This is a genomic window from Achromobacter spanius, from assembly GCF_002966795.1.
GTDB classification, from domain to species: domain Bacteria; phylum Pseudomonadota; class Gammaproteobacteria; order Burkholderiales; family Burkholderiaceae_B; genus Achromobacter; species Achromobacter spanius_D.
In genome coordinates, this window is the sequence record NZ_CP023270.1 from 4051183 (window position 1) to 4077977 (window position 26795).

Genomic DNA, 26795 nt, shown 5'->3' on the forward strand with positions numbered 1-26795 from the left:
ATCAGCGCCCCTTCTTGCCGACCAGACGGCGCTTGAGCATGGGGATGACCAGGGCGATCGTGACGAGCACCGCGGTAACGAGGTTTAGGTCCTGCGCCTTCAGGCCGATGAAATCGCTGTTGAGCGCCAGGGCGATGAAGAAGCGGTAGACGATGGCGCCGATGATGACGGCCAGCGTGGCCAGCACCAGCTTGCGCGACGGCAGGATGCTTTCGCCGACGATCACCGCGGCCAGGCCGATAACGATGGTGCCGATGCCCATCGAGATGTCCGATCCGCCTTGCGTCTGCGCGAACAGCGCGCCGGCCAGCGCGACCAGCGCGTTCGACAGCGCCATGCCGCCCAGGATCATGCGGCCGGTGTTCACGCCTTGCGCGCGGGCCATGCGGCCATTGGAACCGGTGGCGCGCACGGCCAGGCCGGTCTGCGTGGCAAAGAACCAGTCCAGCGCCAATTTGCAGAGAATGACGATGACGATCAGGAGCAGCGGGCGGGCGACGTAGTCGGAAATCCACGCAGGCTGCAGGATCGTGAAAACGGTGGGCTCGGTGATCAGCGGCACGTTGGGCTTGCCCATGATGCGCAGGTTGATCGAATACAGCGCGATCATCATCAGGATGCTGGCCAGAAGATCCATGATCTTGAGCTTGACGTTCAGCCAGCCCGTGACCAGCCCGGCCGCCGCGCCGGCGATCGTGGCAATGATGGTGGCGGAAAACGGATCGGTGCCCGAGGCGATCAGCGTCGCACAGACCGCACCGCCCAGCGGAAAGCTGCCGTCCACGGTCAGGTCCGGGAAGCGCAGCAGGCGGAAGGAGATGAACACGCCCAAGGCCACCAGACTGAAGATCAATCCGATCTCCAGCGCGCCTAACAACGAGAACAATGACATGGGTCAGATCCAATCAAGATAAGAAACAAAAGCCGGGCCGCGAGCATCTTGTGAACGCTGCCGCCCTGTGGAACATCGGGTAAGCAAAACACCACGAAAAACGCAAGAAAAACCCCGCGCACGCCGGATAGGCATGGCGGGGCCGATTTCGCGCCGTATTATTTCACGACCACCGCGGCGGACTTGATCAGCGCCTCGGGCAGGGTCACGCCCTGCTTGGCGGCCGCGCCCGGATTCACGTAGAGCTCAAGCTTGGAGCTGGTTTCGGACGGAATCGCGCCGGGCTTCTCGCCCTTCAGGATGCGCACGACGACCTTGCCGGTCTGCACGCCCAGATCGCGATAGTTGATGCCCAGGGCGGCAATGCCGCCGCGCTTGACGCTGTCGGTATCCGACGCGATCAGCGGGATCTTGGCGTCGTTGCCCACCTTGACCAGCGACTCGTACGCCGACACGACGTTGTTGTCGGTGTTGGTATAGATGACGTCGACCTTGCCGATCAGGCTGCGGGCGGCGGACGCCACGTCCACCGAGCGCGGGGCGGCGGCTTCGACCAGGCTCATGCCCGACTTGGGCAGAATTTCCTGGAGCTTCTTGACGACCACGACCGAGTTGGCCTCGCCCGGGTTGTAGACGATGCCGACGCGCTTGGCGTTGGGCAGGATTTTCTTGATGAGTTCAACCTGCTTGTCCAGCGCCAGCAGGTCCGACACGCCGGTCACGTTGGTGCCCGAGGCGTCCATGCTGGACACGAGTTGGGCTGCGACCGGATCGGTCACGGCGGAATACACCACCGGCACGTCCTTGGTGGCGGCCACGACAGCCTGCGCCGACGGCGTTGCGATCGCGACGATGGCATCCGGGCGGTCGCCGACGAACTTGCGGGCGATCTGCGCGGCGGTGCCGTTGTTGCCCTGCGCGCTTTGATACTGCCACTTCAGGTTCTTGCCCGGCTCGTAGCCGGCTTGCTTGAGGGCGTCTTGCACCCCGTCACGCACGGCGTCCAGCGCCGGATGCTCGACGATGGCGGTCACCGCGACGGACTTTTGCTGCGCGGCGACCGGCGCGGCGATAGCCATCGCCAGCGCCATCGCGCCAACCGTCAGAAAATGTTTTTTTCCGATCAGCATATGTTTGCTCCTTGAACCCTGGGTGTTGCTTGTTGAATTTGCCGGTTTCTTCATGGCCGGCGCGGATTTGCCATCCGTTCGCCCTGCCACAAAGCCGTATAGTCTAACGTGCCGTCCACCAAATGGACTTGGGGGGAATCCCTGTAATGGTGCATCCATACAGGCGCGCCCCGCCCCGGTGCTACGGCGTGAATATACTGACAACCGCCGGGCAAACGCCGTTCATCCCGTTCCGCGTACCCGCCGACGGCATCCCGAGGCCACCATGATCAAACGCGCACTGGGCCGATCCGGCCTGCAGGTTCCCCCGCTCACTTTCGGCGGCAACGTCTTCGGCTGGACCGTCGACGAGGCCGGCACCTTTTCTTTGCTTGATGCGCTGGTGGACGCCGGCCTGAATTTCATCGACACGGCCGACATGTATTCGCGCTGGGTCCCCGGCAACCAGGGCGGCGAATCCGAAACCTTGATCGGCAAGTGGCTCAAGCGCTCGGGCAAGCGCGACCAGGTGCTGATCGCCACCAAGGTCGGCATGGAAATGGGGCCGGGCGAAAAAGGGCTGTCGCCCGCCTACATTCGGCGGTCACTTGATGCGTCGCTGGCGCGCCTGCAGACGGACTACGTCGACCTGTACCAATCGCACCAGGACGACCCGGACACGCCGCTGACCGACACGCTGGCCGAATACGCCAAGCACATCGAAGCCGGCAAGGTCCGCGCGATCGGCGCGTCCAACTACACGGCCGTGCGGCTGTCGGAGGCGCTGATCACGAGCGAGCGCCACAGCCTGCCGCGCTACGAGAGCATCCAGCCGGAATACAACCTGTACACCCGCGAGCCCTTCGAATCCGGGCTGCAAAGCCTGGTGAAGACGCAGCAGATGGGCACGATCAACTACTTTGCGCTGGCGAGCGGCTTTCTCAGCGGCAAGTACCGTGGCCCCGACGACGCGGGCAAGAGCGCGCGCGGCAAGAAGATCGTGGACACGTATCTGAACGACCGCGGCTACCGCATCCTGAAGGCGCTGGACGAGGTGTCCGAGGACGCCGGCTGCACGCCCGCGCAGGCCGCGCTGGCCTGGCAGATCGCGCAGCCGGGCATTACGTCGCCCATCGTCAGCGCCACCTCGCTCGCCCAGCTGGACGAACTGGTCAAGGCCGCCAGCCTGACGCTGACGCACGATCAGCTGGCCCGGCTCAGCCAGGCCAGCGATTGGCGCTGATGCGGCTCAGTTCAGCCGCTTAGTCCAATGTCACGCCGGAGTCCTTGACCACCTTGGCCCAGCGCTGGACTTCGCTGTCGACGAACTTGCCGAACTCGGCGCCGGTCAGCGTGGGCACGCCGGTGCCGTTGCCCGCCCAGGTTTCCTTGAGCTTGGGCGTGTTCAGCGCCTTGGTGATCTCGGCGGCCATTCTTTCCGTGGCCTCCTTGGGCGTGCCTGCGGGCGCCCAGATCGCATACCAGGTCGACACCACGTAGTTCGGCACGCCCGCCTCGGCGGCGGTGGGCACGTCGGGCAGCGATTGCGAACGCTCGGTGGCGGCCACCGCCAGCGGCTTGATCGCGCCGGCGCGGATGTGCCCGGCTGACGAACCCAGCCCGTCGAACGCCAGGTCCACCTGACCGCCGATCAGCGCCGACAGCATGGGACCCGCGCCCTGATACGGCACGTCCACCAGTTTGATCCCCGTCTGCATCGCAAACAGCTCGCCGGCCAGGTGGTGCGTGCTGCCCTTGCCCGCCGTGCCGAAGTTGATCTCGCCAGGGCGCTTCTTGGCGTAGTCGATGAACTCCTGCAGGGTCTTGACCGGCAGCTTGCCCGCATTGACGACGACGACCTGCGGCGGCTGCGCCACCAGCGCGACCGGCACGAAATCCTTCTGGATGTTGTAGCTCAGGCTCTTGTACAGGGAAGGCGCCAGCGCATGGTGCGCGCCGCCCATGAAGAACGTGTAGCCGTCGGGCTTGGCCTTGGCCGCCACGCCGGCGCCCACGGTGCCGCCCGCGCCGCCCTTGTTGTCGATGACCACCGTCTGGCCGAGCTGCGTGGTGAGCTGCGCGGCCAGCGGACGGGCGAACGTGTCCGTGCCGCCGCCGGCGGGAAACGGAACGATCAGCGTGATGGGGCGTTCGGGCCATTGCGCGGCGGCAACGCCGCCGAAACCCAGGGCTGCCACGGCGAACATGGCCGCAGCGGTGGTGCGATAAGTCATTTTGTCTCCTCTTGCTGCATCGGGGGACGGCGCCTGTTTTTTGGCGTCTCGTCGCTGAGATATTTTTTTCTTCTGAATGCGGCGGGCAAGTCTTATCGGGGCATTGGATGGGGGTGCGTCTCCTTGGGTGGGGGTAAAAAAAGCCGGCCCCGCGGGGACCGGCTTCCATATGGGCTACAGCGCCTTGTAGGTGTCGCGCAGCACGTTCTTCTGCACCTTGCCCATGGTGTTGCGCGGCAACTGGTCGATGATGTGCACGCGCTTGGGCACCTTGAAATTCGCGATGCGGCTTTTCAGTTCGGCCTGCATGGCCGAAGCATCCAGCGTCGCGCCGTCCTTGGGCACCACCACGGCCACCACGGCCTCGCCGAAGTCCGGGTGCGGCACGCCGATCACCGCCGACTCCGACACGCCCGGCATGTCGTCGATGAGGGTCTCAATTTCCTTGGGGTACACGTTGTAGCCGCCGGAGATGATCAGGTCCTTGCTGCGGCCGACGATGGACAGGTAGTCGTCCGGCGCGTTGCGGCCGGCGGATTCGCCACCCCAGCGGCCCACGTCGCCGGTCTTGAACCAGCCGTCTTCCGTGAATTCCTCGCGGGTCTTTTCCGGCATGCGCCAGTAGCCCGAGAACACGTTGGGACCGCGCACCTGCACGTTGCCGATCTCGCCCGGCGCGAGCGGCTTGCCGGCGTCGTCGACGACCCGGACATCCACACCCGGCAACGCGCGGCCGACGGTGCCCGCCAGGCGCTCGCCCAGCGCGGCGTCGTAGGGATTGGAAGTCAGCATGACGGTTTCGCTCATGCCGTAGCGTTCAAGAATGGGATGGCCGCTGCGTTCCTTGAAGTCGGAAAACGTTTCGGCCAGCAGCGGCGCGGAGCCCGAGATGAACAGGCGCATGTTGGCGCAGACGTCGCGATTGAAGCGCTGATCGGCCAGCAGACGCACGTAGTACGTCGGCACGCCCATCATCACGGTGCTTTGCGGCAGATAGTGCAGCGCCTGGTCGGCATCCAGCTTGGGCAGCCAGATCATCCGCGCGCCCGCCAGCAGCGCGCCATGCGACGCGACAAACAGGCCGTGCACGTGGAAGATCGGCAGCATGTGCAGCAGCACGTCGTCCTCGCGCCAGCCCCAGTATTCGTGCAGCGTGCGCGCGTTGGCGGCCAGGTTGCCGTGCGAGAGCATCGCGCCCTTGCTGCGGCCCGTGGTGCCCGACGTGTACAGGATCGCGGCCAGGTCGTCCGGCTTGCTTTCAACGGTCTTGAATGTCTGGGACAGGCCGCCCGCGGCGTCCAGCAGCGTGCCGGTGCGGTCCTCGTCCAGCGTGTAGACGTGCGGGCAGTTGGCCTTGTCGGCGGCACGCTTGACCCAGTCCAGGTTCTTGCTGGCGCAGACGACGACGGACGGCTCGGCATTGCCCAGGAAGTATTCGATTTCGGATTCGCGGTACGCGGTGTTCAGCGGCAGGTACACCAGGCCGGCGCGCAGCGTGGCCAGGTACAGCAGCAGCGCCTCGGGCGACTTTTCCACCTGCACCGCCACGCGCGCGCCGTCCGGCAGGTTCAGCGATTGCAGCAGGTTCGCCAGGCACGCGGTCGCGCGGTCGATGTCGTCCCAGGTGTATTGGAGGTCGGGCGTTTCCAGCGCGACTTTGCTGCGGTCTTTGGGAAAGCCGCCTTGCAGGACAGCATATAGGTTGGCGTTGCTCACCTGTCTAGTCTCCGGAAAAGGAAGGGTCTTCGCCGGCCAGGAAGGCGCGCACGCCCTCTCTGTGGTCCCGGCTTTCGGCATAGGAGAAATAATCGCGATACTCGTCTTCGGTCAAGGCGGCGCCGGTGGCGAGCCTGGCGGACAAGCGTTTGTTGATGCGGGCGGCCAGCGGCGCGCCTTGGGCGATGCGGTCAGCACTGCGGCGGACGGACGCGGCCACCTCGCCGTCTTCGACGATGCGGGTCAAGAGGCCCAGGTCTTTGGCTTCAGCAGCGCCGAACACCCGGCCTTCCAGCAGGATGGCCAGCGTTGCGGCCCGGCCGGTCAGCGCCAGCAGGCCGCGCATTTCGTCGGGGGCCATCGGAAAGCCAAGGCGGTTGATCGGCACGCCGAAGCGGGCCGACGCGCCAGCGATGCGAAGGTCGCATTGGCAGGCGATTTCCAGCCCGCCGCCCACGCACACGCCCTCGATCTGCGCGATCACCGGTTGCGGGCATTCGGCCACGGCGCGCAGGGCAGGCGCCAGGATCTCGCGGTGGTAGCGCTGCACGCCCGCCATGTCCGCGCGTTCGGCAGGGAATTCCCGGATGTCGGCGCCAGCGGCGAAATTGCCGCCCTCGCCGCGCACGACCACGCAGCGCACGGCGTCATCCTGCGCGATGCGCGTGAAGACCTCGCGCAGTTCGCGCCACATGCCCACCGTGATCGCGTTCAGGCGCCCCGGGTGCGATAGCGTCACCCAGGCCAGATGCCCGTCGCGCTCAAGCCGCACCTGAGATTGGCCTTGGCCTGCCACGTTCTCCGTCATGTCCCCTGCCCTTGTTGTCGTTGTTGGAAGCCGCCGCCGTGTTTCCGGCAGTCAGGCCACGCGCCCCACCCCGCGGCTAATTTGTGGCTTGCCGTCGTTCAGGTGCTGAAGATTGGTGTCCAGTTCGTCCAGGTCATACAGGTAATTGACCATCATGGCGCACGACTGCTTGAGCCCCTTGGGCGAGGTGTCCGCCGCCCAGTTCAGGCGCTCGATGCGCGCGCCGTTGCCCAGGTGAAAGCGCGCCACCGGATCCACCGGCAGCCCGTTTTTCATCGACTTCAGATAGCAGGCGGCCAGCCGGAATCCGGCGCGCTTGACCACGTCGGGCGTCTTGCCCTGCGCGGCCTTGGCCAGACGCGCGACCCAGCGCTGCCCGTCCGGCACGCCTTCGCGCTTGCGGTCCTTGGCGCGCGACTTATCTTCGCGCACGATGGCCTCGACGGCCTGCGCATCCTGCTTGCCCAGCCAGTCCGTGAACCCCGGGATCGGCGACAAGGTGGCAAAGGCCTTCAGCTTGGGCAGTTCTTCCAGCAGTTGCTCGACCACACGCTTGAGCAGGAAGTTGCCGAAGCTGATGCCCTTCAGGCCCGGCTGCGTGTTCGAGATGGAATAGAAGATCGCCCAGCGCGCCTTGTCCAGGTCCTGCGGCGGCAGCGTGCTGTCCAGCAGCACCTGCACGTTGTCGGCCATCTGGCTGGCAAAGGCCACTTCCACGAAGATCAGCGGCACGCCCGGCATCTGCGGGTGAAAGTACGCATAGCAGCGGCGGTCCGGCGCCACGCGGTGGCGCAGATCGTCCCAGGATTTGATCTCGTGGACGGCCTCGTAAAGGATCAGCTTTTCCAGCAGCGACGCCGGCGAATCCCAGGTCAGCGGACGCAGTTCCAGCAGGCCCACGTCGAACCAGGCTGACAGGAGACCTTCCAGTTCCTTGTCCAGCGACTGGATGCCCGCCACCTGCTTGCGCCAGCGCAGCATGTCCGCGCGCAGTTCGACCAGAAAGCGCAAGCCTTGGGGCTGCGCGTTGAATCGCTTGAACAGCCGCACGCCCTCGCCGCCGTCGCCCGCATAGGTGGCGCGGATCTGCGCCAGCGCGGCCAGCATCAGGCGGCGGTCCTTGCCGTCGGCCGCGGCGTATTGCTCGCACCAGCGGCGCGCCAGCTTGTTGGCGGCCACGTCGGTCAGGCGCGCCTCAAAAAGGCGCCGCACTTCGGATTCGCTGGGCAGGCGACCGCGCTCCCACAGGCGGCCCAGCCGCGTGATCAGACTGGCGCTTTCAGCCGCGGCGGCGGCATCGACCAGATCGGCCTCGGGCTCAGGCGTGCGTGCGCCGCGCGCGGGCGCGAGATTGGCGGGTGCGGACATGGGCGGGCTCCTCGATGACGATGGGATCGGACGGCGCCGCGTCGGCGGCGTCTTCGTGGCTGAGTACGCGCAGCGCTTCAAGCTGGCGCATCAAATGGGTGTGCGCCAGCGCCTGCGCGGCGTCGGAATCATGGGCCTTCAGGGCCTCGAAAATAGCCAGGTGTTCGGCGCAGGACTGGTCGATGCGGCCGGGCCGGGACAGGCTGCGATGGCGCGACAGGCTCAGCACCTTGCGCAGGTTGCCCACCATGTCGGACAGCCATTGATTGCCGGCCAGCGCCTGGACGGCTTCGTGAATGAGGTAATTGGTCTTGTAGTAGGCGTCGATGCGGCCCGCCTTGGCATGACCGGCCAGCGCGGCGTGTAGCGGTTCCAGCTCGGCGAGCTGGGCATCGCTGGCCTTGCGCGCGGCCTCGAAGGCGCAGCGCCCTTCCAGCATGGCCATCAGCGGAAAGATGTCTTCCAGGTCCTGGGCGGACAACTCGTTCACGAAGCAGCCGCGGCGGGGTTCCAACCGGACCAGCCCTTCTGTGGCCAGCACCTTCAGCGCCTCGCGCAACGGCGTGCGCGAAATGCCCATTTCGCCTGCCAGCCGCAATTCGTCGATCCATTCACCGTTACGCAGCGACCGCGCATGGATCATGCCACGCAGGCGGTCCGCAACTTCCAGATACAGGGCTTGCCGGACGATGGGTAGGGTCATGGGCAGACGGCGGGAAAACGCCGTAATTCATAATTATGAATAAGCCGATGATAGACCTGGGTCGGGAAAAAGGTAAAGCCGGGGTGGGTTGGGAACTTCCCTAACAAGAGGGCGACGCCGAGCGCGCCAGCTGCTCTGGCGATAAACGATTCCGAGATTCGGTCGGAAATAGGACCAAATTACGACTAAACTTAGTCCGATCAAGCCTATGATTCTGGAGTCCTACACATGAAATACTCCACGCAGGTGAAACCTATCTCATACCTCAAGAGTCACGCCGCGGAGATCGTGACCACGCTCACCGAAACCCGTGAGCCCATGCTTATCACCCAGAACGGAGAGGCCAAACTCGTCGTCATGGACGTACGTAGCTTCGAGGAGCAGGAGCAAGCAATGGCCCTGCTTCAACTGCTGGCGGGCGGCCGCAAAGAGATCGAAGAAGGACGCGTCATCCCGGCGGCGGATGTATTCGCGCAGATTGAAACGATGGACCGGGACGATTCCGAATGAGTCGAACGGTGGTCTTTCTTCAGACAGCCGCAGATGATCTCCTGGAGATACGCCGCTACATCAGAAAGAACTTCTCTCAACAGGTCTGGCTTGATTCATACGCCCGGATCAACAAAGCCATCCTGAATCTCGAGCAATTCCCGCACGCGGGGCATCCCCTCCCGGAGCTGCCTGCCACCCACTTCATGCAAATACTCGCAGTCAAGAACCGGGTCATTTATGAAGTCGTCGCAGACAAGGTATATATCCACCTCATCTGCGATAGCCGGCAGGACTTCAAAATCAAACTCGCCCGCCGGCCCCTCAGGACGCTGCGCTTCTGAATCTCTTCAGAAATGCAGAACGCCGTCCACCGCATGCCGCGTCAGCGATCGGGCCCAGCGGCGGGCGGGTAGCCCGTACTTGCCTTCCACGATCTCTGCGCGCGCCAGCAGGTCAGCCGGCGTGATCGCCAGGCTGGGGCCGGAGAAGGCCAAAACGATCTGATTGCCCGCTTCGACTTCCGGCAGCAGCACAATGCGGTCGTCGAAGGCCTTGGACAGGTTATCGATGTTCTTGCCGAAGCTCTCGTGCCGGCCGAACAGGTTCACGGCCAGGATGCCGACCTCGCCCAGCACGCGGCGGCAGTCGCGATAGAACTTCACGCTGTCGCGCACCGGCCCTTCGGCGGCGGCGTCGTACAAATCCACCATCAGCACGGGGCAGCGCCCTGCATTGAGCGGATCGGCCACCCACGCGCCGGCGTCGGTGTGTTCGACCTGCAGCCGGTTCGCGCCCGGCAGGCGGAAGAACATATGACAGGCGGCAGTGACGCGCGGATTCCATTCCACGGCCAGCAACGGGCCGCGTGTGTGCTTGGCGCAGAACCGCGCGAGCGACCCGGCGCCCAGGCCCAGCATGCCGATGGGATCTTCCTTCGGCGGTTCCAGGAACAGCAGCCAGGCCATCATCTGCGCGGTGTACTCCAGCACCAGGTCGGACGGGCTCTTGATGTTCATCGCGCCCTGCACCCATTCGGTATTGAAGTGCAGATAACGGACGCCGTCGACTTCGGAAAGCGTCGGCTGATCGAGTTCGGAGGGGAAGTTGGATTTGTACATGGGCGCGATTGTAGGCTGGCCGCCCTCAACCGGCCGCCGCCTACGCTGCCGCTTCCCAGATGCGCTCGAGCAGGTCCGGGCCGGACTCCTCGGCTTCCAGGCTGGCCGACAACCGCACAACGCGCTTCAGGTACAGATGCGCATCGCACTCCCAGGTCACCCCCAGCGCGCCATGCGTCTGGATCGCGTTCTGCGTGGCGCGGCGGCTGGCCTCGACGGCAAGCAGCGGCACAAACAGGCAATCGGTCGCCGCCGACGCCGCGCGGTCGTCCAGCGCGGTTGCCGCCGCCCAGCCCGCAAGCCGAGCATCGTCCAGCGCCATCCAGTCCTCGGCCAGCCGATGCTTGATCGCCTGATTGGCGCCGATGGCACGGCCAAACTGCTGGCGCTCGCGGGCGTACCCCGCGGCCATGTCCAACGCCGCCGAGGCCGCACCCAACATTTCCGCCGACCGCAACAGGCGCAGACGCGTGCGCAGCAGATTCCAGGTTCCCGGCCTGACCTGGGCGTCGGCGCTTTCCAGGACAGCGGGATGCGCCGACACCGCGACCGGCATGGTCGGATCCAGTCCGGCCACGCCCGCCACGGGCGCCAGCAGATCCAGCCGCAGGGACGCCGGACCGGCCTCGCGCACGGCAATTGCGCGCACGCCCTCGCCAGCGCCTTCGATGAAGGCCGATCCGTCGGGGCGCAGCGCCGCATCGGCGTACCAGGTGTCACCGGCCATCATGTCGGCGGTCCATTGCGCGATCGCCCCGCCCGCCTCGCACAGCGTCGGCAGCAGCGCCATGTTGGATACGAGCGGCAGGCTCAGCAGATGGCGCCCCGCTTCCTCGGCGACGATCCAGGCTTCGCGCATGCCCAAGCCCAGTCCGCCCTGTGCCTCGGGCGCCAGCATGGCGGGCCAGCCCTGTTCGGCCAGATCGCGCCACAGCGCCTGGCGGGCCGGCGCATCTTGCCGGAAGGCTCCGCGCGCCACGGCCACCGGATGGCGCTGCGACAGGAAACGTTGCGCGGCGTCGCGCAACAGGCGCTGGTCTTCGCTCAAATGCAGATTCATGGCACGTCAAACCTTGGGCAGGCCGAGCATCTGCTCGGCGATGATGTTGCGCTGGATTTCGGACGTGCCGGCCAGGATGGTTTCGGCCCGCGACCATAAATAGGCGTGCGTCAGCGGCGCGGCGCGGGCGTCGGCCGCGTCCACGCCCAGGCAGGCGTCCTCGCCCAGCAATTGCATGGACAGTTCGAGCAGGCGCTGGTGCGCCTCGCTCCAATGGATCTTGGTGGACGAGCCTTCCGGTCCAGGCGGATCGCCTCGCATTGCGCCGGCGAGCGCGCGCTGGGATTTCAGCGCCAACACGTGGCTGTCGGCCGCCAGCCGCGCCCAGCGGTGGCGAACCGATGCGGACGACGCTGGCACACGGCCGTGCCTGTCCGCCTGCAGCGCCAGCGCGCGGACCTGACGCAGCTCCTGCGAAAAACGCACGAGGCGCGGGATGAAATACGTGCCGCGCTCGAAGCTGGCGGCCGCCATCGCGATGCGCCAGCCGTGGTTCAATCCGCCCAGCAGCGCCTCCTGCGGCACGAACACGTCCTCGAAGAAGACCTCGCAGAATTCGGCTTCGCCCGTGATCTGCCGGATGGGTTCGACTCGCACGCCGGGACTGCGCATGTCCACAAGCAGAAAACTCAGGCCCTTATGCCGGGGCGCGTCCGGATCGGTGCGCGCCAGCACGAAGCACCACTGCGCCCGGTCCGCAAACGACGTCCAGATCTTGTGACCGTTCAGACGGAAGCCACCCGGCGCCGCTTCCGCCCGCGTGCGCACCGCGGCCAGGTCGGAACCGGCGCCCGGTTCGGAATACCCCTGGCACCACACCTCGCGGTTCGACAGGATGCCGGGCAGAAAGCGTTGCTTCTGCGCTTCGGACCCGAAATGCAGCAGGGTGGGCGCCAGGATGCCGTGGCCGATCAGGTTCACGCCCAGCGGTGCGCCGCAACGCGCGTGCTCTTCATGGAAGACCGCCTGGCGCGACAGCGGCAGCGCCTTGCCCCCGTAGGCCGCCGGCCAGCCCAGACCGGACCAGCCGTTTGCGCACAGCGTGTCTTCCCACGCGCGCCGGTAGTCCAGATTGCGCGGGTCGGCCCCGCCGGGCCAGGACCGTGCAAACGCCGCGTAGGTCGTGTCGAGCCAGCCTCGAAGCGTCTGCCGGAACGCCTCGTCATCCTGCGCCGTGCTGTCCGGCACGGCGGTTGCCTGCATCGTCATGCGTCACTCCAGCCTGATGTTCGAGTCGCGCGCCACCTTGGCCCACGTGGCCACGTCTTTCTGAATGAACGCGCCGAAGGCCTTGGGATCACTGCCGATGATGTCCAGCCCCAGCCCCTCGAACTGCTTCTTCACGTCGGGCTGCTGCAGGATCTGCGCGAGGTTCTGGTAAAGCTTATCGATCACCGGCTGCGGCGTGCGCGCGGGCGCGACCAGACCCAGCCACGGCATGGCCGAATAGCCCGGCAGGCCGGACGCATCCACCGTGGGTAGGTCGGGCAATGACGCCGAGGGTTTGGCAGTCGTGACCGCCAGCGCGCGCAGCTTGCCGTCCTTGACGAAGGGGCCCGACGAGGCCCAGGCATCGAACATCACCTGCAGACGCCCTGCGACCAGGTCGTTGAGCGCGGGCGCGCTGCCCTTGTAAGGGATGTGCGCCATCTGCACGCCGGCCATGCTGTTGAAGAGTTCGGCCTCCAGGTGGGTCGAACTGCCCGTGCCCACGGAGCCGTAGCTCACCTTGCCCGGATTGGCCTTCAGGTAGGCGATCAGCTCGCCGACATTCTTGGCCGGCACCGACGGGTGCACACCCAGCACGTGCACCACCGACGCCACCTGTGTGATCGGCGCGAAGTCCTTGACCGGGTCGTAGTTGACCTTGGTGTAAATGCTGGGCGCGATGCCCAGCGAGGACGCGGCCATCAGCAGCGTATAGCCGTCGGGCTCGGCGCGGGACACGTAATCGGACGCGATCATGGTGCCGCCGCCCGGCTTGTTTTCCACGATAACCGGATGGCCCAGCTTGCCGCTCAGCTTCTCGGCCAGCAGGCGGCTCATGATGTCGGTCGCGCCGCCGGGCGAGAACGGCACCACGATGCGCACGGGACGGCTGGGGTAGTTGTCCTGCGCATGCGCGGCGCCCGTGGCGCCGATGCAGGCCAGTGCGATGCCGGCCAATATAGTCTTGATCATGCTTGTCTCCTCCTGGGGATGCGCGGTCGCGCTACGGGGTTGCGGGCAGGATCAGCGCGTCCAGCACGGCAACGCCCTGCCCCGCCTCTTTGATCAGCAAGGGATTCACTTCTATTTGCGCCACATGCGCAGGCGCGGCAAGCAACGCGTTGCCCACGGCCACGATGCTCCTGCACGCCGCCGCCAGATCGCCCCGGGGCTTGCCCCGGAATCCATCCAGCAGCGCAAACGCCTTGAGCTCCTGCAACATCTGCAAGGCGATGTCCTCGTCCACCGGCAAGAGCCGGTGGCTGGTGTCCTGGTAGATCTCGGTCAGCACGCCGCCCAGGCCCACCGTCAACACGGGGCCGAAGACCGGATCGCGCGTGGCGCCAATGATGATCTCCGCCACGCCGCGCTCCATCTTTTGGACCATTACGCCGTCGATGCGCGCGTCGGGCTGCGCACGCGCCACCGCCTGCGTCACGGTGGCATGGGCCGCGCGCACCGCCTCGTCGTCCGCAAGGTTCAGCGCGACGCCGCCCGCTTCCGTCTTGTGCGCGATGTCGGGGCTCAGGATCTTCACGGCGACGGGATAGCCCGCCACGCGCGCATCGCGCACGGCGTCTTGCGCACTGCGCGCCACCGGGGCGGCGGCCTGGGGCAGACCGAACGCGGCCACGTAGGCGCGCGCGTCCGCTTCGTTGCACGGCAAGGCCGGCGCGCGGGCCATATCCAATGCGGGCGCCGCCGCCTGCCGCCGGGCCGTGCGCGCGTCGCACCACAGCAGGTACGGCGCCAGCGCCGCGACGGCCAGGCCCAGGTCCTCGAACACCGCCACTTCCGCCTCGCGCAGCGCGGCACGGCTTTGCGCCGCGCCCGTATCGATGGCGACGAACAGGCGCGGATGCTGCCGGGAGGCTTCGGCCAAGGCATCGGCCATGCGGTCCAGCATGTAGCCGGGCGCATACACGACCACGGCATCAATGGCGTCCGACGTGCCCAGCGCCTGCAGCACGGTGCGAACAAAGGCGGGATCGTTGACCACGTTGCCGGTCACGTCCACCGGATTGCCGACCATGCCGTAATCCGGAATGCCGCCACGCAGCACGTCCTGCAGATCCGGCGGCAGGTCCGGCAGATCGAGCCCCGCGCCAATGAACTTGTCGGCCAGGATGGCGCCCAGCGCGCCCGACATCGTCAGCACGGCCACGCGCTTGCCGGCCGTGCGGTGGCGCAGCGTCGCCAGGCTGGCCAGATGCGCCATCTGCGCGAAGTCCGTGGCCTCGATGACGTTCAACTGGCGAAAGGCCGCCGCATACACGCGGCGATCGCCGGCCAGCGCCGACGTGTGCGACTGCACGGCCTGCGCGCCCTTGTCGGTGGCGCCCGCCTTCAGGGCGATCAGCAGCTTGCCCTGGCGTTCCAGTTCGCGGCAGGCGCGCACGAAGCGGTCGCCATCGCGCAACTGTTCGACGTAGCCGAGCACGATTTCGGTCTGCGGGTCCGCTGCCAGGTATTCCAGATACTGCGAAAAATCCAGGCAGGCCTCGTTGCCGGTGTTGATGAAGTGCGAGAACGGCAGCCCCAGCCGGCGCGCGATCGCATACACCGCCGCGCACACGTTGCCGCTCTGCGTCAGCAGGCTGACCGAGCCCGGCCCCTCCTGCGCCGGCGCGGTCTTGAAGACCGACGCGAAGGCGGTATGCGCCTGCGTATTCAGGTTTGCGAAGCCCATGCAATTCGGGCCCGCGACCGCCATGCCGCTGTCCGACACGAAGGCCTCAAGTTCGTCCTGCAAACGCGCGCCCTCGCCGCCCGCCTCGGCAAAGCCCGCGGCGTACACGATGGCCGCGCGGATGCCCCTGGCATGGCAGCGCCGCAGCATGGGCGTGACGTCGGCCGCGGCGATGGCCAGCACCGCCAGGTCCACCGGCTCGGGCACGGCTTCGATGTCGGGCCAGCACCGCAGGCCGAAGACCTCCTGATATTTCGGGTTGACCGGGTAGATGCCGCCCGAAAAGCCAAAGCGCGTCAGCAGCTCCAGCGGCATGCCGCCAATGCGGCCCGGGTTGGCGCTGGCGCCGATCATGGCGATCGAGCGCGGGTTCAGCAGCGGTTTAAGGCGGGAGGTCATGCGGCTTCGCCTTTCTTGTTGCGCTGGATGGCCTGCGCCAGGCCGCGCTCGCGCACTGCCTGGAATTCCTCGCTCAGGTGCGACAACTGATGCGTGTCGAAGTGCGCCGACAGCGCGGTGCGAAAGCCCTGCGCGTCCGCCGTGCGGTTCAGCGACCGCTTGATCAGGCGCAGCCCGAACGGCGGCGCCTGCGCGATGCGCTGCGCCAGCGCCAGCGTGGCGGCGTCCAGTTCCGCTTCGGGCACGACCCGGTTCACCATGCCGATGCGCAGCGCCTCCTGCGCATCGACCTTCTCGCCGGTGTAGAGCATTTCCTTGGCCTTGCGCAGCCCCATGACCCAGGGATGGATCAGCACCTCGGTGGCGGCCGCAGCCAGGGTGTGCCCGACCGGGTCCGAGAAGTACGCCGTGTCCGAACACACCACCAGGTCGCACATGTTGGCGATCATGAATCCGCCCGCCACGCAGGCGCCCTGCACCTGCGCCACGGTGGGTTTGGGAAAGTCCCAGATGCGCAGGCAGTACCCGTAGTAGCGGCGGGACTCGTAGTCCCAGCGCTCCTCGACCGTGAAATCCGCGCGCTTGGCCTGGGCTTCCTTCAGGTCGTGCCCGGCCGAGAAATGCGCGCCGCGGCCGGCCAGGACCACCACCCGCACAGCGTCGTCCTGCTCGGCGCGCGAGAGGGCGTCATCGAGTTCGTCCAGCATCTGCTGGCTCTGGGCATTGCGCGCGGATTCGCGGGCCAGACTGATGCGGCATACCGCGTCGTGCCGTTCAACGGCCAGAGTGGCGTATTCCATGGTCTCCTCGTCCTTGTCATGCCGCGCCGTCGAATGCGGCGCGATCTCCATGCATTGAATTAACGCACCACAAATCCTAAAATACAAAATATTCGAATCACTTTTCCCACAATATGAACAACTCAGGTTCCACCGGGGGCACGCAGAGCATGCGCCGCGCGCTCGGTCTGCTGCGCGTGCTGGCGCAGCACCAGGAAGACGGCATCGACCTGCAGGGCGTCATGGCCGCCACCGGCCTGGAACGCTCCACGGCGCATCGCCTGCTCAGTTGCCTGCTCGAAGAACAGTTCGCGGAACGCGACCGCGCCACCCGCCGTTATCGGCTGGGCGTGGATTCGATGCAACTGGGGTTTGCCGCCTTGCGGCGCACGCCCTTGCTGGACGCCTTGCGTCCGTTCGCGCAAAAGCTGGCACGCCTGTCGGGCGACACCGTGTTCCTGGTGATCCGCCAGGGCGACTACGCGCTATGCCTGCTGCGCGAGGCCGGCTCATTCCCCGTCAAGGTGTTCACCATCGACCAGGGCGAACGCCGCCTCTTGGGCGTGGGCGCGGGCGGCCTGGCGCTGATGGCGGCCCTGCCGGACGACGAGATTGCCGCGCTGTACGCACGGCATGCGGCCAGCTACGCGCAGATCCGCGTCTCCAGCACCGCGCTGATGAAGGCGGTCAGGCAGACGCGCAATGCGGGATATTCCGAGATCGTGGACACCATCACGCCCGGCGTGTCGGGCGTGGGCGTGGCGTTTCCGGTGTCGGAGCTGACCTGGGTGGCGTTCAGCTTCGGCGCGATCAGCAGCCGGCTCGACGCGCCGCGGCGGGCGCAGATGGGCGCATTGCTGCACGCGGAATGCCAGGCGTGGGCCCAGGACTATCTGGGCCAGGAGGCCCAATGAAAAGCCCGCGAAGACGCTGGCGTTGCCAGGTCTTCGCGGGCCGGTGCTTCCGGGCGGATCAGATCCGTTCGAAGATCGCGGCGATGCCCTGCCCGCCGCCGATGCACATCGTCACGAGCGCATAGCGTCCGCCCACGCGCTGCAATTCATGCAGGGCCTTGGTGGCGATGATGGCGCCCGTCGCGCCGATCGGGTGGCCCAGGCCGATGCCGCTGCCGTTGGGGTTCACTTTGGCGGCGTCCAGCTTCAGCTCCCGCGACACCGCGCACGCCTGCGCCGCAAACGCCTCGTTGGCCTCGATGACGTCCAGCTGGTCCACCGTCAGACCCGCGCGCTTGAGCGCCGCCTGGGTGGCCGGCACCGGACCGATGCCCATGATGTCCGGGTCCACGCCCGCATGCGCATACGCCACCAGCCGCGCCAGCGGCTTGATCCCGCGCTTGGCGGCAACGGAAGCGTTCATCAGCACCAGCGCGCCGGCGCCATCGTTCAGCCCCGACGCATTGCCCGCCGTAACCGTGCCGTTTTCCTTCTGGAACACGGGCCGGAGCGTCGCCAGACTGTCGGCCGTGACGTCGCGGCGCACGTGCTCATCGGTGTCGAACACGATCTCGCCTTTGCGCGACTTGATCTTCACGGGCACGATCTGGTCGCGGAAGTAGCCCGCGTCGATCGCGGCAGCGGCGCGGCGGTGCGACTCCGCGGCCATGGCGTCCTGATCCTGGCGGTTGATGCCGAACTTGGCGGCCACGTTTTCCGCCGTGACGCCCATGTGCATCTTGCCAAAGGGGTCGGACAGCGCGCCGGTCATCATGTCCAGCATGACGCTGTCGCCCATGCGCGCGCCCCAGCGCTGGGCCGGCGCGATGTACGGCGCGCGGCTCATGCTTTCGGCGCCGGCGCCCACGGCGATGTCGGCGTCGCCCAGCATGATCGTCTGGGCGGCGGATACGATGGCTTGCAGGCCCGATCCGCACAGGCGATTGACGTTGAACGCGGGCGTTTCCTTGGAAATGCCGGCATTCATGGCGGCCACGCGCGACAGGTACATGTCGCGCGGCTCGGTGTTGATGACGTGGCCGACCGCGACGTGGCCCACTTCGTCGCCCGAGACGCCTGCGCGTTCCAGCGCGGCGCGGATGACGGTGGCGCCCAGATCGCAGGGCGGCACATCCTTGAGCGCGCCGCCGAAATCCCCGATGGCGGTGCGGACGGCCGAAGCGACGATGACTTCATTCATGGTGTTTCCTCCTTGTGGTGCGTTTTGAGTCGTGCAATGCGTGCCATGAAGTGCGTTCCATCATACTGCCCGGCCGTGGCGCCGCCCTCATCCTTGCGGCTTGCGCGCGGCGCGCCGGGCCGCGAACGCCTGAACCGCGTCGGCATGCGCCTGCGTCTTGTGGGCAAGCGCCTGATAGGCCGCCGACAGCTCCAGCAGCGTATCCAGCCGCACATGCTGGCTCTCGCGCAGCAACCGCTTGGTCATCCGGACGGCGTCCGGCGAGTTGGCAGCCATGCGGCCGGCCAGCGCAAGCGCGGTGGGCAGCAATTCGGCCGCGGGTACGACGCGCGACACCAGTCCCCATTGCTCGGCCGTCGCCGCGTCGATCGCATCGCCGGTGAACGACATCTCCGCGGCGCGCGCCGATCCGATCAGCCGCGGCAGAAACCAGGCGCCGCCGTCGCCGGGCACGATGCCCAGCTTGACGAAGCTCTCGGCAAACGTGGCCTCGTGCGCCGCGATGCGCACGTCGCACATGCACGCCAGGTCGCACCCCGCGCCGATGGCTGGGCCGTTGACGGCGGCAATGGTGGGCACCTCCAGCGCATGAAGGGCGAGCGGCAATCGCTGGATGCCATGCCGATACTCCTGGCGCAATGCTGCGGCGCCCACCGCCGGGCCGATCTGCCGCTGCATGTCCATCACGTTGCCGCCCGACGAAAACACGTTGCCCGCCGCGGTGATGACCAGCACGCGCACCGAGGCGTCGCGCTCGATGCGCGCGAACTCGGCCAGCAGCGTATCGACCATGGCGCTGCCCGTCAGCGCGTTGCGCGTGGCGGGATCATTCAAGGTCAGCGTGACGACGCCGTCGTCGCGCTGATCGACCTGCACGAGTTCTGCCATGTCCTGTCTCCTTTGTCCGGATGGCGCGGTCATTGTTTCGGGATGCCGGCGCGCTGGGCGGCCTCGTCCCACTTGCGGATTTCCTGACGCTGGAATTCGCCCAGTTCCTTGGGCCCCACCGGAAACACCTCCCAGTTGGTGCGCGCCAGAAACTCCGCCGCGTCAGGCGTTCGATAGATGGCCAGCAAGGTATCGGCCAGCGTATCGATGATGGGCGCGGGCGTCTGCGCAGGGGCAAACGCGGCCGTCCAGTTCACCATGTAGTAGCCCGCAAAGCCGGACTCCTGCAGTGTCGGCGTGTCGGGCGAGCTTTTCAGCCGGCTGTCACCGGTGACGGCCAGGAGCCGCATGCGTCCGCTTTGCACGAAGGGGATCACGGCCCCGTAATCCGCGAAGACGAAGTCCACCTGCCCGCCCGCCAGGTCGGTCAGCGCCGGCGCCGCGCCGCGGTACGGCACGTGGTTGGCCTTGATGCCGCCCATGGACAGAAACAGTTCCGTGGCGATCTGATACGACGCGCTGCCGCTGCCATAATTTAGTTCGCCCGGCCGCTCGCGCGCGGCATCAACAAGGTCTTTCACCGATTGGAACGGCGCATCGGACTTCACCGCCAGCGCCATCGCGCCGTAGCCCAGGCGCGCCACCGGCGCGAAATCCTTCACCGGGTCATAGGGCAGGTTCTTGTACATGGCCGCATTGGTCGCCACCGGCGAATTGCTGGCCAGCAAGAGCGTGTAGCCATCTGGCTGCGCCGTAGCCACAGCCTGCGCGGCGATGAAGCTGTTGCCGCCCGGCCGGTTTTCCACCGTGACCGCCACGCCCAGCTTTTCCTCCATTTTCTTGGCCACGTAGCGCGCGTTGCTGTCCGTGCCGCTGCCAGGCGGAAACGACACGATCAGCCGGATCGGCTTGTCCGGATAGGCGGCCTGTGCCGCCACGGGTTGCGCCAGCCACACGGCGCCTGCGAGCGCCAAAAGGCGCGTCACCTTGTTCATGCCTGTCTCCTTTGTTGTTGTCGCACGGTCCGCGCATGACGCGGCAGGGCGTTGTCATGAAGCGTAGGCAAGCGAGGCAGGTGACGTCTAATATTAATTTTTGCGCGCGTGATACGCCGGCGATATCAGCGCGGCTTCGCGCCCTGGCGCGCTCCCTTCGATACGAATCACGTATCGGAAAGCCAAAAAATAATATTGGACAGCTTTCAGCGCGTTCCCGGATAGTGGCCGTCGGCGCCTGTCGCGGCGCCCTTGCCCGACCCGGAGCGCCGAATGATCGATACGCTGGAACTCACCCATATTCCCCCCGCAGACGAGGCCTTGCGCACCGAGGTGCGCGCCTTCCTGGCCGATGCGCTGGACGGTCTGGCGCCTGACGAGCGCGCCCGATCGTGGATGGGTTTTGACGCGGGCTTCAGCCGCCAGCTAGCCGAACGCGGCTGGCTCGGCCTGACGCTGCCGCGCGAGTATGGCGGCGCGGCGCGCGGCCATTTCGCACGCTTCGTGCTGTCCGAAGAACTGCTGGGCGCGGGTGCGCCCGTGTCGGCCCACTGGATCGCCGACCGCCAGAGCGCCCCGCTCATCCTGAAGTACGGCACGCCGGCGCAAAAGGACTTCTACCTGCCGCGCATCTGCGCCGCGCAGGCGTTCTTTTGCATCGGCATGAGCGAGCCGGGTTCAGGCTCGGACCTGGCCAGCATCCGCACCCGGGCCGAACCCGCTGCGAACGGCTGGCGCCTGAACGGCAGCAAGATCTGGACTACCAACGCGCACCGTTCGCACTACATGATTGCGCTGGTCCGCACATCCGGCACCGCGGACGATCGGCATCAAGGGCTGTCGCAGGTCATCGTGGACCTGTCGCTGCCCGGTGTGTCGGTCCGCCCCATCGAAGACCTGGCCGGCGACGCGCATTTTTCCGAGGTCTTCTTCGACAACGTCGAATTGCCTGCCGACGCGCTGATCGGCGATGAGGGCGCCGGCTGGGCACAAGTGAATGCAGAGCTGGCCTTCGAGCGCAGCGGTCCCGAGCGGCTGTACTCCAGCATTGCCCTGCTTGAATGCTGGCTGTCGCACTGCCGCGACCACGACGCCGATGCGGCCAGCCGCGCGGCGCTGGGCAGCATCCTGTCGCAGATGGCGGTGCTGCGCGCGATGTCGCTGGCCGTGGCAGGCAAGCTGGCGGCCGGTCTCAGCCCCGCCACGGAAGCGTCGCTGGTCAAGGACCTGGGCACTGAGCTTGAACAGGCCATACCGCGCCTGATCGGCGATACGCTGGGCCGGCGTCCGGACCAGCCCGTCCCCCCGCCGCTGCTGCGCACGCTGGCATACCTGGAACAGGTCGCGCCGACGTTTTCGCTGCGCGGCGGCACCCGTGAAATCCTGCGCGGCATCATCGCCCGCGGCCTTGGCCTTCGATAAGGACGACCGTCATGGACAACATCTTTGGCGACGCCGCCGAACGTCTTTTTGCGCAAACCTGCACACCCGACGTGATCCGCCGCGCTGAACGCGGCCACCCGCCCCTGGAAGCCTGGCAGGCCTGCGAAGACGCGGGCTTCGCGGATGCGCTGGTCCTGCAAACCCATGACGGCGCAGGTCTGGGCCTCGCCGACGCGTTGCCCGTCGTGCTGGCGGCGGGACGTCATCTGTGCCCCTACCCCATCGCCCACACCTTGCTGGCGCGCGCCTGGCTGAGCCGGGCGCAGCGGCCGCAGGCCCGCGGCTCCATCGCGATCGCGGCGCACGGACTGACCATCGACGGCGGGCGCATCGCGGGCCGCTGCGTGCCCTGGGCGCGCAGCGCCGATTTCGTGCTGGCCGGCATCGATGGGCAGACATGGCTGCTGCCGATCCGGGCAGCACGCGTCGAACCCAACGGGGTGCACGGCAGCCTGGACGGCGCGGCCTCCTGGGCGCTCACTGATGCCGAACGTGTCGGCGGCCCGGCGCCGCTGGATGTGCTGGCGGCCGCCGCCTATGCGGGGCTGATCGCCGGCGCGATGGATCGCGTGCTGGCGATGACGCTGGACTACGCCAACCAGCGCACGCAATTCGGCAAGCCCATCGGCCGCTTTCAGGCCGTGCAGCAGCAGATAAGCGTGATGTCGGAACAGGTTTGGGCTGCCCGCATGGCGGCGCAAATGGCTTTCCAGGACGAGGGCGGCCTGCCGCGCCCCCTGCTCGCCGCCCTGGGCAAGGCACGCGCAAGCCAAGCCGTGCCGCAAGTGGCCGACATTGCGCACGCGGTGCACGGCGCCATCGGCGTCACGGAAGAATTCGACCTGCAACTCTACACGCGCAGGCTGCGCGAATGGCGCCTGGCGGCCGGCTCGGAATCGCATTGGCATGAACGCATCGGGTCGGACGCGCTGGCAAATGAGGCCGATGCACTGACCTATCTGCGCACGGCGCTGCACGGCGGGCAAGCGGCATGAGCGCGGAACCGCGGGACGACCTGCCGCTGTCCGGCATCCGCGTGCTCGACCTGAGCCGCGTCCTGGCCGGGCCGTGGTGCACGCAGACGCTGGCCGACCTGGGCGCCGAGGTCTGGAAGATCGAAGCGCCAGGCAACGGCGACGACACGCGTGGCTGGTCGCCGCCCGACGTGGATGGCGAATCCACGTACTTCATGTGCGCCAATCGCAGCAAGGCGTCCATCGCCGTCAATCTGAAGCATCCCGAAGGCCAGCGCATCGTGCGCCAACTGGCGCGCGACGCCGACGTGCTGGTCGAGAACTACCGGCTCGGCGCGCTGGACGCCTTCGGGCTGAGCTACGACGATCTGTCGGCCCTCAATCCGGGCCTGATCTATTGCTCGATCAGCGGGTACGGCAGGACCGGACCGCGCGCGGCGGAGGCCGGCTACGACTTCGTGATCCAGGCCGAAAGCGGACTGATGTCGATCACCGGCGAACCCGGCGGCGCGCCGATGAAGCTGGGCGTGGCCATCACGGATCTCGTCACCGGCATGAACGGCGTGCAGGCGATTCTGGCCGCGCTGCTGGCCCGGGCGCGCACCGGCCGCGGGCAGCACATTGACCTGGCGCTGCTGGATGGCGCGGTGTCGGTGCTGGCCAACGTCGGCGCGGGTTATCTGGCCGCGGGTCAGGCGCCGCAGCGGTTGGGCAATGCCCATCCCACGGTCGTGCCCTACCAAATCTTCGCGACGCGCGATGGCTCGTTCGCGCTGGCGGTGGGCAACGACGCGCAGTTCGCGCGGCTATGCGGGCTCGTCGGTCATCCCGAATGGCGAGACGATCCCGCGTATGCCACCAGCCGGGCGCGCGTGTTGAACCGCGAGCGGCTGATCCCGGCGCTGGAGCACATCTTTGCCGGTGAGGACACCGCACACTGGCTGGCGACCGTACGCGCGGCGGGCATCCCCGCCGGCGCGGTGCGCAGCGTGAACGAAGCGCTGGACGCGCCCGAGATCTCCGCACGTGGCCTGGTTGCCGATACGCCGGATGCGCGGCACGGCACGCTGCGTCTGCTGCGCTCGCCGCTGCGCCTTGCGGGCACGCCACCGCGCGAACCGGCGGCGCCACCACGCCTGGGCGAACACACCACACAGGTGCTCTCGCGCGTGCTGGCCCTGGACGAGGCCGCGCTGGAGCGTCTGCGCGCGCAAGGCGCCATCGCCTGACCCGAGCGTGCCGCCGCCCCGCCGTATCATGCGGCGTCTTCCCCCGCCAGGATTTCCGCCATGGATTTACGCCACCTGCAGCAGTTTCTCACCCTTGCCGAAACGCTGAACTTCCATCGCGCCGCGGAAAAACTGCACATGTCGCAGCCGCCGCTGTCGGTATCCATCCGCAAGCTCGAGGAACTGGTGGGGGTGCCGCTCTTTGTGCGCGGGCGCCAGGGCGTCAAGCTCACGGAGGCCGGGCTGGCCGCGTTGGATGAAGCGCGCCGAGCCCTGTTCCATGCCGAACAGTTCCGGCTGGCTGCTCGCGCGGGAGCCGCCGGCGAAGGCGGCACGGTGCGAATCGGCTTTGTGGGGTCGGCCACGCACGGCGTGCTGCCGCGCATCCTGCCGCTGTTTCGCCAGCGCTACCCAGGCGTCAACGTCGTGCTGCGCGAGGCGACCTCGATCCGCATCATGCAGGAACTTGAGGAAGACACCTTGGAAGTCGGCATCGTGCGCGTGCCGGTCGCCATGGGATCGAACGTGCGGCTGGCGCCGCTTACGACGGAGGACTTCGCGCTGGCCGTGCCCAAGGCCCACCCGCTGGCGCGGCGCCCCCGCGTGCGCCTGACCGACCTGGCGCAGGAGCCGTTCATCATGTACACCGCCACCGAGGCCGCGGGGCTGCGCATGGCGGCGATCAACGCGTGCCAGCTCCGCGGCTTCACGCCGCGCATCACGCAGGAGGCGGTGCAGGTGCAGACCTTGCTGAGCCTGGTCGAAAGCGGACTGGGCGTGGCCCTGGTGCCGGCCGGCGGCCGGCGCCATCCCGGCACCAGCGTCGTCACCAAGACGCTGACCGATTTTCCCGCGGGCGCCTCCATCGGCATCTCCCTGGCATGGAACCCCGCCACCGAACGCAGCGCCACCCGCAACTTGCGCGAAATGGCCATCCAGGCGTTTCGCAACAAAAACACGAAGTAACTTCCCCCGCTTGCGGCAATGCCGCAGGCAGGCTTAGGATGGTGCTTCGACCCTCACCACCGATTCGGGAGCACATCGTGAAGACAGTTGCTGAGCTTCTCAGGGAAAAGGCCAATCACGCCGTCGTGACGGTTTCGCCGGATTCGTCGGTCTTCGACGCGATCAAGACGATGGCCGATCGCAGCATCGGGGCGGTGGTGGTGGTGGAAGGCGACGTGGTGCTGGGCATGCTGACCGAACGCGATTACGCGCGCAAGATCGTGCTGCAGGACCGGTCGTCACGCACGACCAAGGTGCGCGACATCATGACGGACTCGGTGTATTACGTCAGTCCCACCGATACGCGGGAACACTGCATGGCCATGATGACCGAGCGCCATTTCCGCCATCTGCCAGTCATCGACAACGACAAACTCATCGGATTGCTGTCCATCGGCGACCTGGTCAAGGATGTGATGAGCGAGCAGAAATTCATCATTCATGAACTCGAGCGCTACATCACGGGGGAGCGCGGCTGAGGCATGAATGGGGCCGGCCGCGCCTCGCCGGCCGCGCCTAGCCGGCCGTCAATATCCTCGTCGCCGGGACGATGAGGCCCAGACCTGCGGCCAGCAGCAGCACGAACACCATCCGCTTGACCTTCTTCATCGAACCCTCGGTGCTGTAGCGCCGAGCGAACCACGTCACGCCGATCACGACCGGCAGTGCCTGCACGCTCAGCCAGAACGACGACGCCATGAACGCGCCCTGCCCCGTCACGAGCGCAAGGCGCACCGTGGCGTTCAGCGAAAACAGGATCAGCAGGCTGTTGCGGATGGTGGCCAGCGGCAGCGGCTGACGGTACAGGTGATACACCATGGGCGGCCCGGCGCTGGAAAACAGCCCGCCCAGCACGCCCGACACGCCCCCGAAGAACACGCTGGAAGTCCGGGACGACAACTGCGCCAGCGGCTGGGTGCGGGTCACGAGCAGAATGGCGCAGGCCAGGATGGTGACGCCCAGCAGCAACTGCAGCAGCACCGTCATGGACCCGCTGATCCACGTCAGCGCGGCCACGCCCACCCCGACACCGGCCAGGCTGCTGACCGCGGCGGGCGTCAGCAGCGACCAGTTCACCTGCGGCCTGGCGCGCAGCAAGGTGACGCCCGCATTGACCAGCGACAGCACGCTGACCACGTTGGCCACCTCGGATACCGAAGCAAGCTGGAACACACCCGACAGGCCCAGCAGCACCAGGCCGAATGCAAAGCCCGTCATCGTCTGGGCATAGGTGGCAAGCGCCACGCAGGCCAGAAACAGCAGATGTTGATAGATGCTCATGCAGGAAGAGCCAGACCTCGGCTCTGCCCGGCTGCGCCAAAAAGGCGGCAGAGAGCGGATCGACGGGAAACGGCGTGGTAATGATTGATGTGACAACGATTTTGCGGGGGGATGATAGCACCGGGCGGGCAAGCATTCCGGCCCCGATAGCGCCGATTCCACACATATGGTCACAAACTGATGCGCTCATGCACCCCGGGGGTGGCCGACGGCCGCTATCCTTGCCGCCCGGTATGCCCTACCCGCCTGC

Annotated in this window: 26 protein-coding genes; 9 read left to right on the forward strand and 17 right to left on the reverse strand. The window is 67.0% G+C overall.

Features of this window, described 5'->3' with window-relative positions:
- Nucleotide 1: 1 nt before the first annotated feature.
- Both CLM73_RS18265 and CLM73_RS18270 read right to left on the reverse strand, forming a co-directional pair.
- Nucleotides 2-892, reverse strand: a complete 891-nt coding sequence (locus CLM73_RS18265) for an ABC transporter permease (RefSeq protein WP_056563113.1) — start codon at nt 890-892, stop codon at nt 2-4.
- 158 nt (nt 893-1050) lie between these two features.
- Nucleotides 1051-2022, reverse strand: a complete 972-nt coding sequence (locus CLM73_RS18270; RefSeq protein ID WP_056563116.1) for an ABC transporter substrate-binding protein — start codon at nt 2020-2022, stop codon at nt 1051-1053.
- A 265-nt stretch (nt 2023-2287) separates the two neighbouring features.
- Here CLM73_RS18270 and CLM73_RS18275 point away from each other — a divergent pair, with 265 nt between their 5' ends.
- Entirely contained in the window at nt 2288-3244 is a 957-nt protein-coding gene (locus tag CLM73_RS18275) for an aldo/keto reductase (RefSeq protein ID WP_105239637.1), read from the forward strand.
- Nucleotides 3245-3263: 19 nt separating this feature from the next.
- On the opposite strand, the gene CLM73_RS18280 is transcribed toward CLM73_RS18275, so the two are convergent.
- The 5 genes from CLM73_RS18280 to CLM73_RS18300 all read right to left on the reverse strand — a co-directional run bounded on the left by CLM73_RS18280 (nt 3264) and on the right by CLM73_RS18300 (nt 8830).
- Nucleotides 3264-4235 (reverse strand): Bug family tripartite tricarboxylate transporter substrate binding protein, encoded by a 972-nt coding sequence (locus CLM73_RS18280; RefSeq protein ID WP_105239638.1) that lies wholly within the window; start codon nt 4233-4235, stop codon nt 3264-3266.
- 174 nt (nt 4236-4409) lie between these two features.
- On the reverse strand, nt 4410-5951 hold the full coding sequence (locus tag CLM73_RS18285; RefSeq protein WP_105239639.1) for a malonate--CoA ligase: 1542 nt from the start codon (nt 5949-5951) through the stop codon (nt 4410-4412).
- Between the two features lie 4 nt (nt 5952-5955).
- A complete protein-coding gene (locus tag CLM73_RS18290; protein WP_105239640.1) occupies nt 5956-6759 on the reverse strand; it encodes an enoyl-CoA hydratase/isomerase family protein in 804 nt (267 codons plus the stop codon).
- A gap of 51 nt (nt 6760-6810) precedes the next feature.
- The gene (locus CLM73_RS18295; protein ID WP_199778165.1) at nt 6811-8127 is read right to left on the reverse strand and encodes a malonyl-CoA decarboxylase domain-containing protein; all 1317 of its coding nucleotides are present in this window, start codon (nt 8125-8127) and stop codon (nt 6811-6813) included.
- The gene (locus CLM73_RS18300; protein ID WP_056563134.1) at nt 8078-8830 is read right to left on the reverse strand and encodes a GntR family transcriptional regulator; all 753 of its coding nucleotides are present in this window, start codon (nt 8828-8830) and stop codon (nt 8078-8080) included. Before CLM73_RS18300 ends, CLM73_RS18295 begins: the two co-directional genes overlap by 50 nt.
- A gap of 228 nt (nt 8831-9058) precedes the next feature.
- On the opposite strand from CLM73_RS18300, the gene CLM73_RS18305 reads away from it, so the two are divergent.
- Together CLM73_RS18305 and CLM73_RS18310 are read left to right on the forward strand one after the other, a co-directional pair.
- The gene (locus CLM73_RS18305; protein ID WP_105239641.1) at nt 9059-9340 is read left to right on the forward strand and encodes a type II toxin-antitoxin system Phd/YefM family antitoxin; all 282 of its coding nucleotides are present in this window, start codon (nt 9059-9061) and stop codon (nt 9338-9340) included.
- On the forward strand, nt 9337-9663 hold the full coding sequence (locus tag CLM73_RS18310; RefSeq protein WP_105239642.1) for a type II toxin-antitoxin system RelE/ParE family toxin: 327 nt from the start codon (nt 9337-9339) through the stop codon (nt 9661-9663). The genes CLM73_RS18305 and CLM73_RS18310 overlap by 4 nt, the downstream gene beginning before the upstream one ends.
- Before the next feature lie 6 nt (nt 9664-9669).
- On the opposite strand, the gene CLM73_RS18315 is transcribed toward CLM73_RS18310, so the two are convergent.
- Genes CLM73_RS18315 through CLM73_RS18340 form a run of 6 tightly spaced genes read right to left on the reverse strand, consistent with a single transcriptional unit; the run spans nt 9670 to nt 16597 of the window.
- Nucleotides 9670-10440: a spermidine synthase gene (locus CLM73_RS18315; RefSeq protein WP_105239643.1), complete on the reverse strand. Its 771-nt coding sequence runs from the start codon at nt 10438-10440 to the stop codon at nt 9670-9672.
- Nucleotides 10441-10480: 40 nt separating this feature from the next.
- Nucleotides 10481-11500: an acyl-CoA dehydrogenase family protein gene (locus CLM73_RS18320; protein WP_105239644.1), complete on the reverse strand. Its 1020-nt coding sequence runs from the start codon at nt 11498-11500 to the stop codon at nt 10481-10483.
- Between the two features lie 6 nt (nt 11501-11506).
- Nucleotides 11507-12709 (reverse strand): acyl-CoA dehydrogenase family protein, encoded by a 1203-nt coding sequence (locus CLM73_RS18325; protein ID WP_234015668.1) that lies wholly within the window; start codon nt 12707-12709, stop codon nt 11507-11509.
- Between the two features lie 3 nt (nt 12710-12712).
- Nucleotides 12713-13681 carry a Bug family tripartite tricarboxylate transporter substrate binding protein gene (locus CLM73_RS18330; protein WP_105239645.1) on the reverse strand — a complete coding sequence of 323 codons (969 nt, stop codon included), beginning with the start codon at nt 13679-13681 and terminating at the stop codon, nt 12713-12715.
- Nucleotides 13682-13712: 31 nt separating this feature from the next.
- Nucleotides 13713-15797 carry an acetate--CoA ligase family protein gene (locus tag CLM73_RS18335; RefSeq protein ID WP_105239646.1) on the reverse strand — a complete coding sequence of 695 codons (2085 nt, stop codon included), beginning with the start codon at nt 15795-15797 and terminating at the stop codon, nt 13713-13715.
- Entirely contained in the window at nt 15794-16597 is an 804-nt protein-coding gene (locus tag CLM73_RS18340) for an enoyl-CoA hydratase (RefSeq protein WP_105241599.1), read from the reverse strand. Before CLM73_RS18340 ends, CLM73_RS18335 begins: the two co-directional genes overlap by 4 nt.
- Nucleotides 16598-16710: 113 nt before the next feature.
- Here CLM73_RS18340 and CLM73_RS18345 point away from each other — a divergent pair, with 113 nt between their 5' ends.
- Nucleotides 16711-17490: an IclR family transcriptional regulator gene (locus tag CLM73_RS18345; protein ID WP_105239647.1), complete on the forward strand. Its 780-nt coding sequence runs from the start codon at nt 16711-16713 to the stop codon at nt 17488-17490.
- 58 nt (nt 17491-17548) lie between these two features.
- Here the strand turns inward: CLM73_RS18345 and bktB are convergent, their stop codons facing one another.
- From bktB to CLM73_RS18360, 3 genes are all read right to left on the reverse strand, one after another.
- Complete coding sequence (gene bktB, locus CLM73_RS18350; protein WP_056563162.1) at nt 17549-18730, reverse strand: beta-ketothiolase BktB; 1182 nt, start codon at nt 18728-18730, stop codon at nt 17549-17551.
- Nucleotides 18731-18817: 87 nt separating this feature from the next.
- On the reverse strand, nt 18818-19618 hold the full coding sequence (locus tag CLM73_RS18355) for a crotonase/enoyl-CoA hydratase family protein (RefSeq protein ID WP_105239648.1): 801 nt from the start codon (nt 19616-19618) through the stop codon (nt 18818-18820).
- Between the two features lie 29 nt (nt 19619-19647).
- Nucleotides 19648-20613 (reverse strand): Bug family tripartite tricarboxylate transporter substrate binding protein, encoded by a 966-nt coding sequence (locus CLM73_RS18360; protein WP_105239649.1) that lies wholly within the window; start codon nt 20611-20613, stop codon nt 19648-19650.
- 273 nt (nt 20614-20886) lie between these two features.
- On the opposite strand from CLM73_RS18360, the gene CLM73_RS18365 reads away from it, so the two are divergent.
- From CLM73_RS18365 to CLM73_RS18385, 5 genes are all read left to right on the forward strand, one after another.
- Nucleotides 20887-22035 (forward strand): acyl-CoA dehydrogenase family protein, encoded by a 1149-nt coding sequence (locus tag CLM73_RS18365; RefSeq protein WP_105239650.1) that lies wholly within the window; start codon nt 20887-20889, stop codon nt 22033-22035.
- A gap of 11 nt (nt 22036-22046) precedes the next feature.
- On the forward strand, nt 22047-23051 hold the full coding sequence (locus CLM73_RS18370) for an acyl-CoA dehydrogenase family protein (protein WP_105239651.1): 1005 nt from the start codon (nt 22047-22049) through the stop codon (nt 23049-23051).
- The gene (locus CLM73_RS18375) at nt 23048-24259 is read left to right on the forward strand and encodes a CaiB/BaiF CoA transferase family protein (protein ID WP_105239652.1); all 1212 of its coding nucleotides are present in this window, start codon (nt 23048-23050) and stop codon (nt 24257-24259) included. The genes CLM73_RS18370 and CLM73_RS18375 overlap by 4 nt, the downstream gene beginning before the upstream one ends.
- A 60-nt stretch (nt 24260-24319) precedes the next feature.
- Nucleotides 24320-25225 (forward strand): LysR family transcriptional regulator, encoded by a 906-nt coding sequence (locus CLM73_RS18380; RefSeq protein WP_105239653.1) that lies wholly within the window; start codon nt 24320-24322, stop codon nt 25223-25225.
- 77 nt (nt 25226-25302) lie between these two features.
- Nucleotides 25303-25743 carry a CBS domain-containing protein gene (locus CLM73_RS18385; RefSeq protein WP_105239654.1) on the forward strand — a complete coding sequence of 147 codons (441 nt, stop codon included), beginning with the start codon at nt 25303-25305 and terminating at the stop codon, nt 25741-25743.
- A gap of 37 nt (nt 25744-25780) precedes the next feature.
- Here the strand turns inward: CLM73_RS18385 and CLM73_RS18390 are convergent, their stop codons facing one another.
- Nucleotides 25781-26545 carry a TSUP family transporter gene (locus CLM73_RS18390; protein ID WP_105239655.1) on the reverse strand — a complete coding sequence of 255 codons (765 nt, stop codon included), beginning with the start codon at nt 26543-26545 and terminating at the stop codon, nt 25781-25783.
- Nucleotides 26546-26795 lie beyond the last annotated feature (250 nt).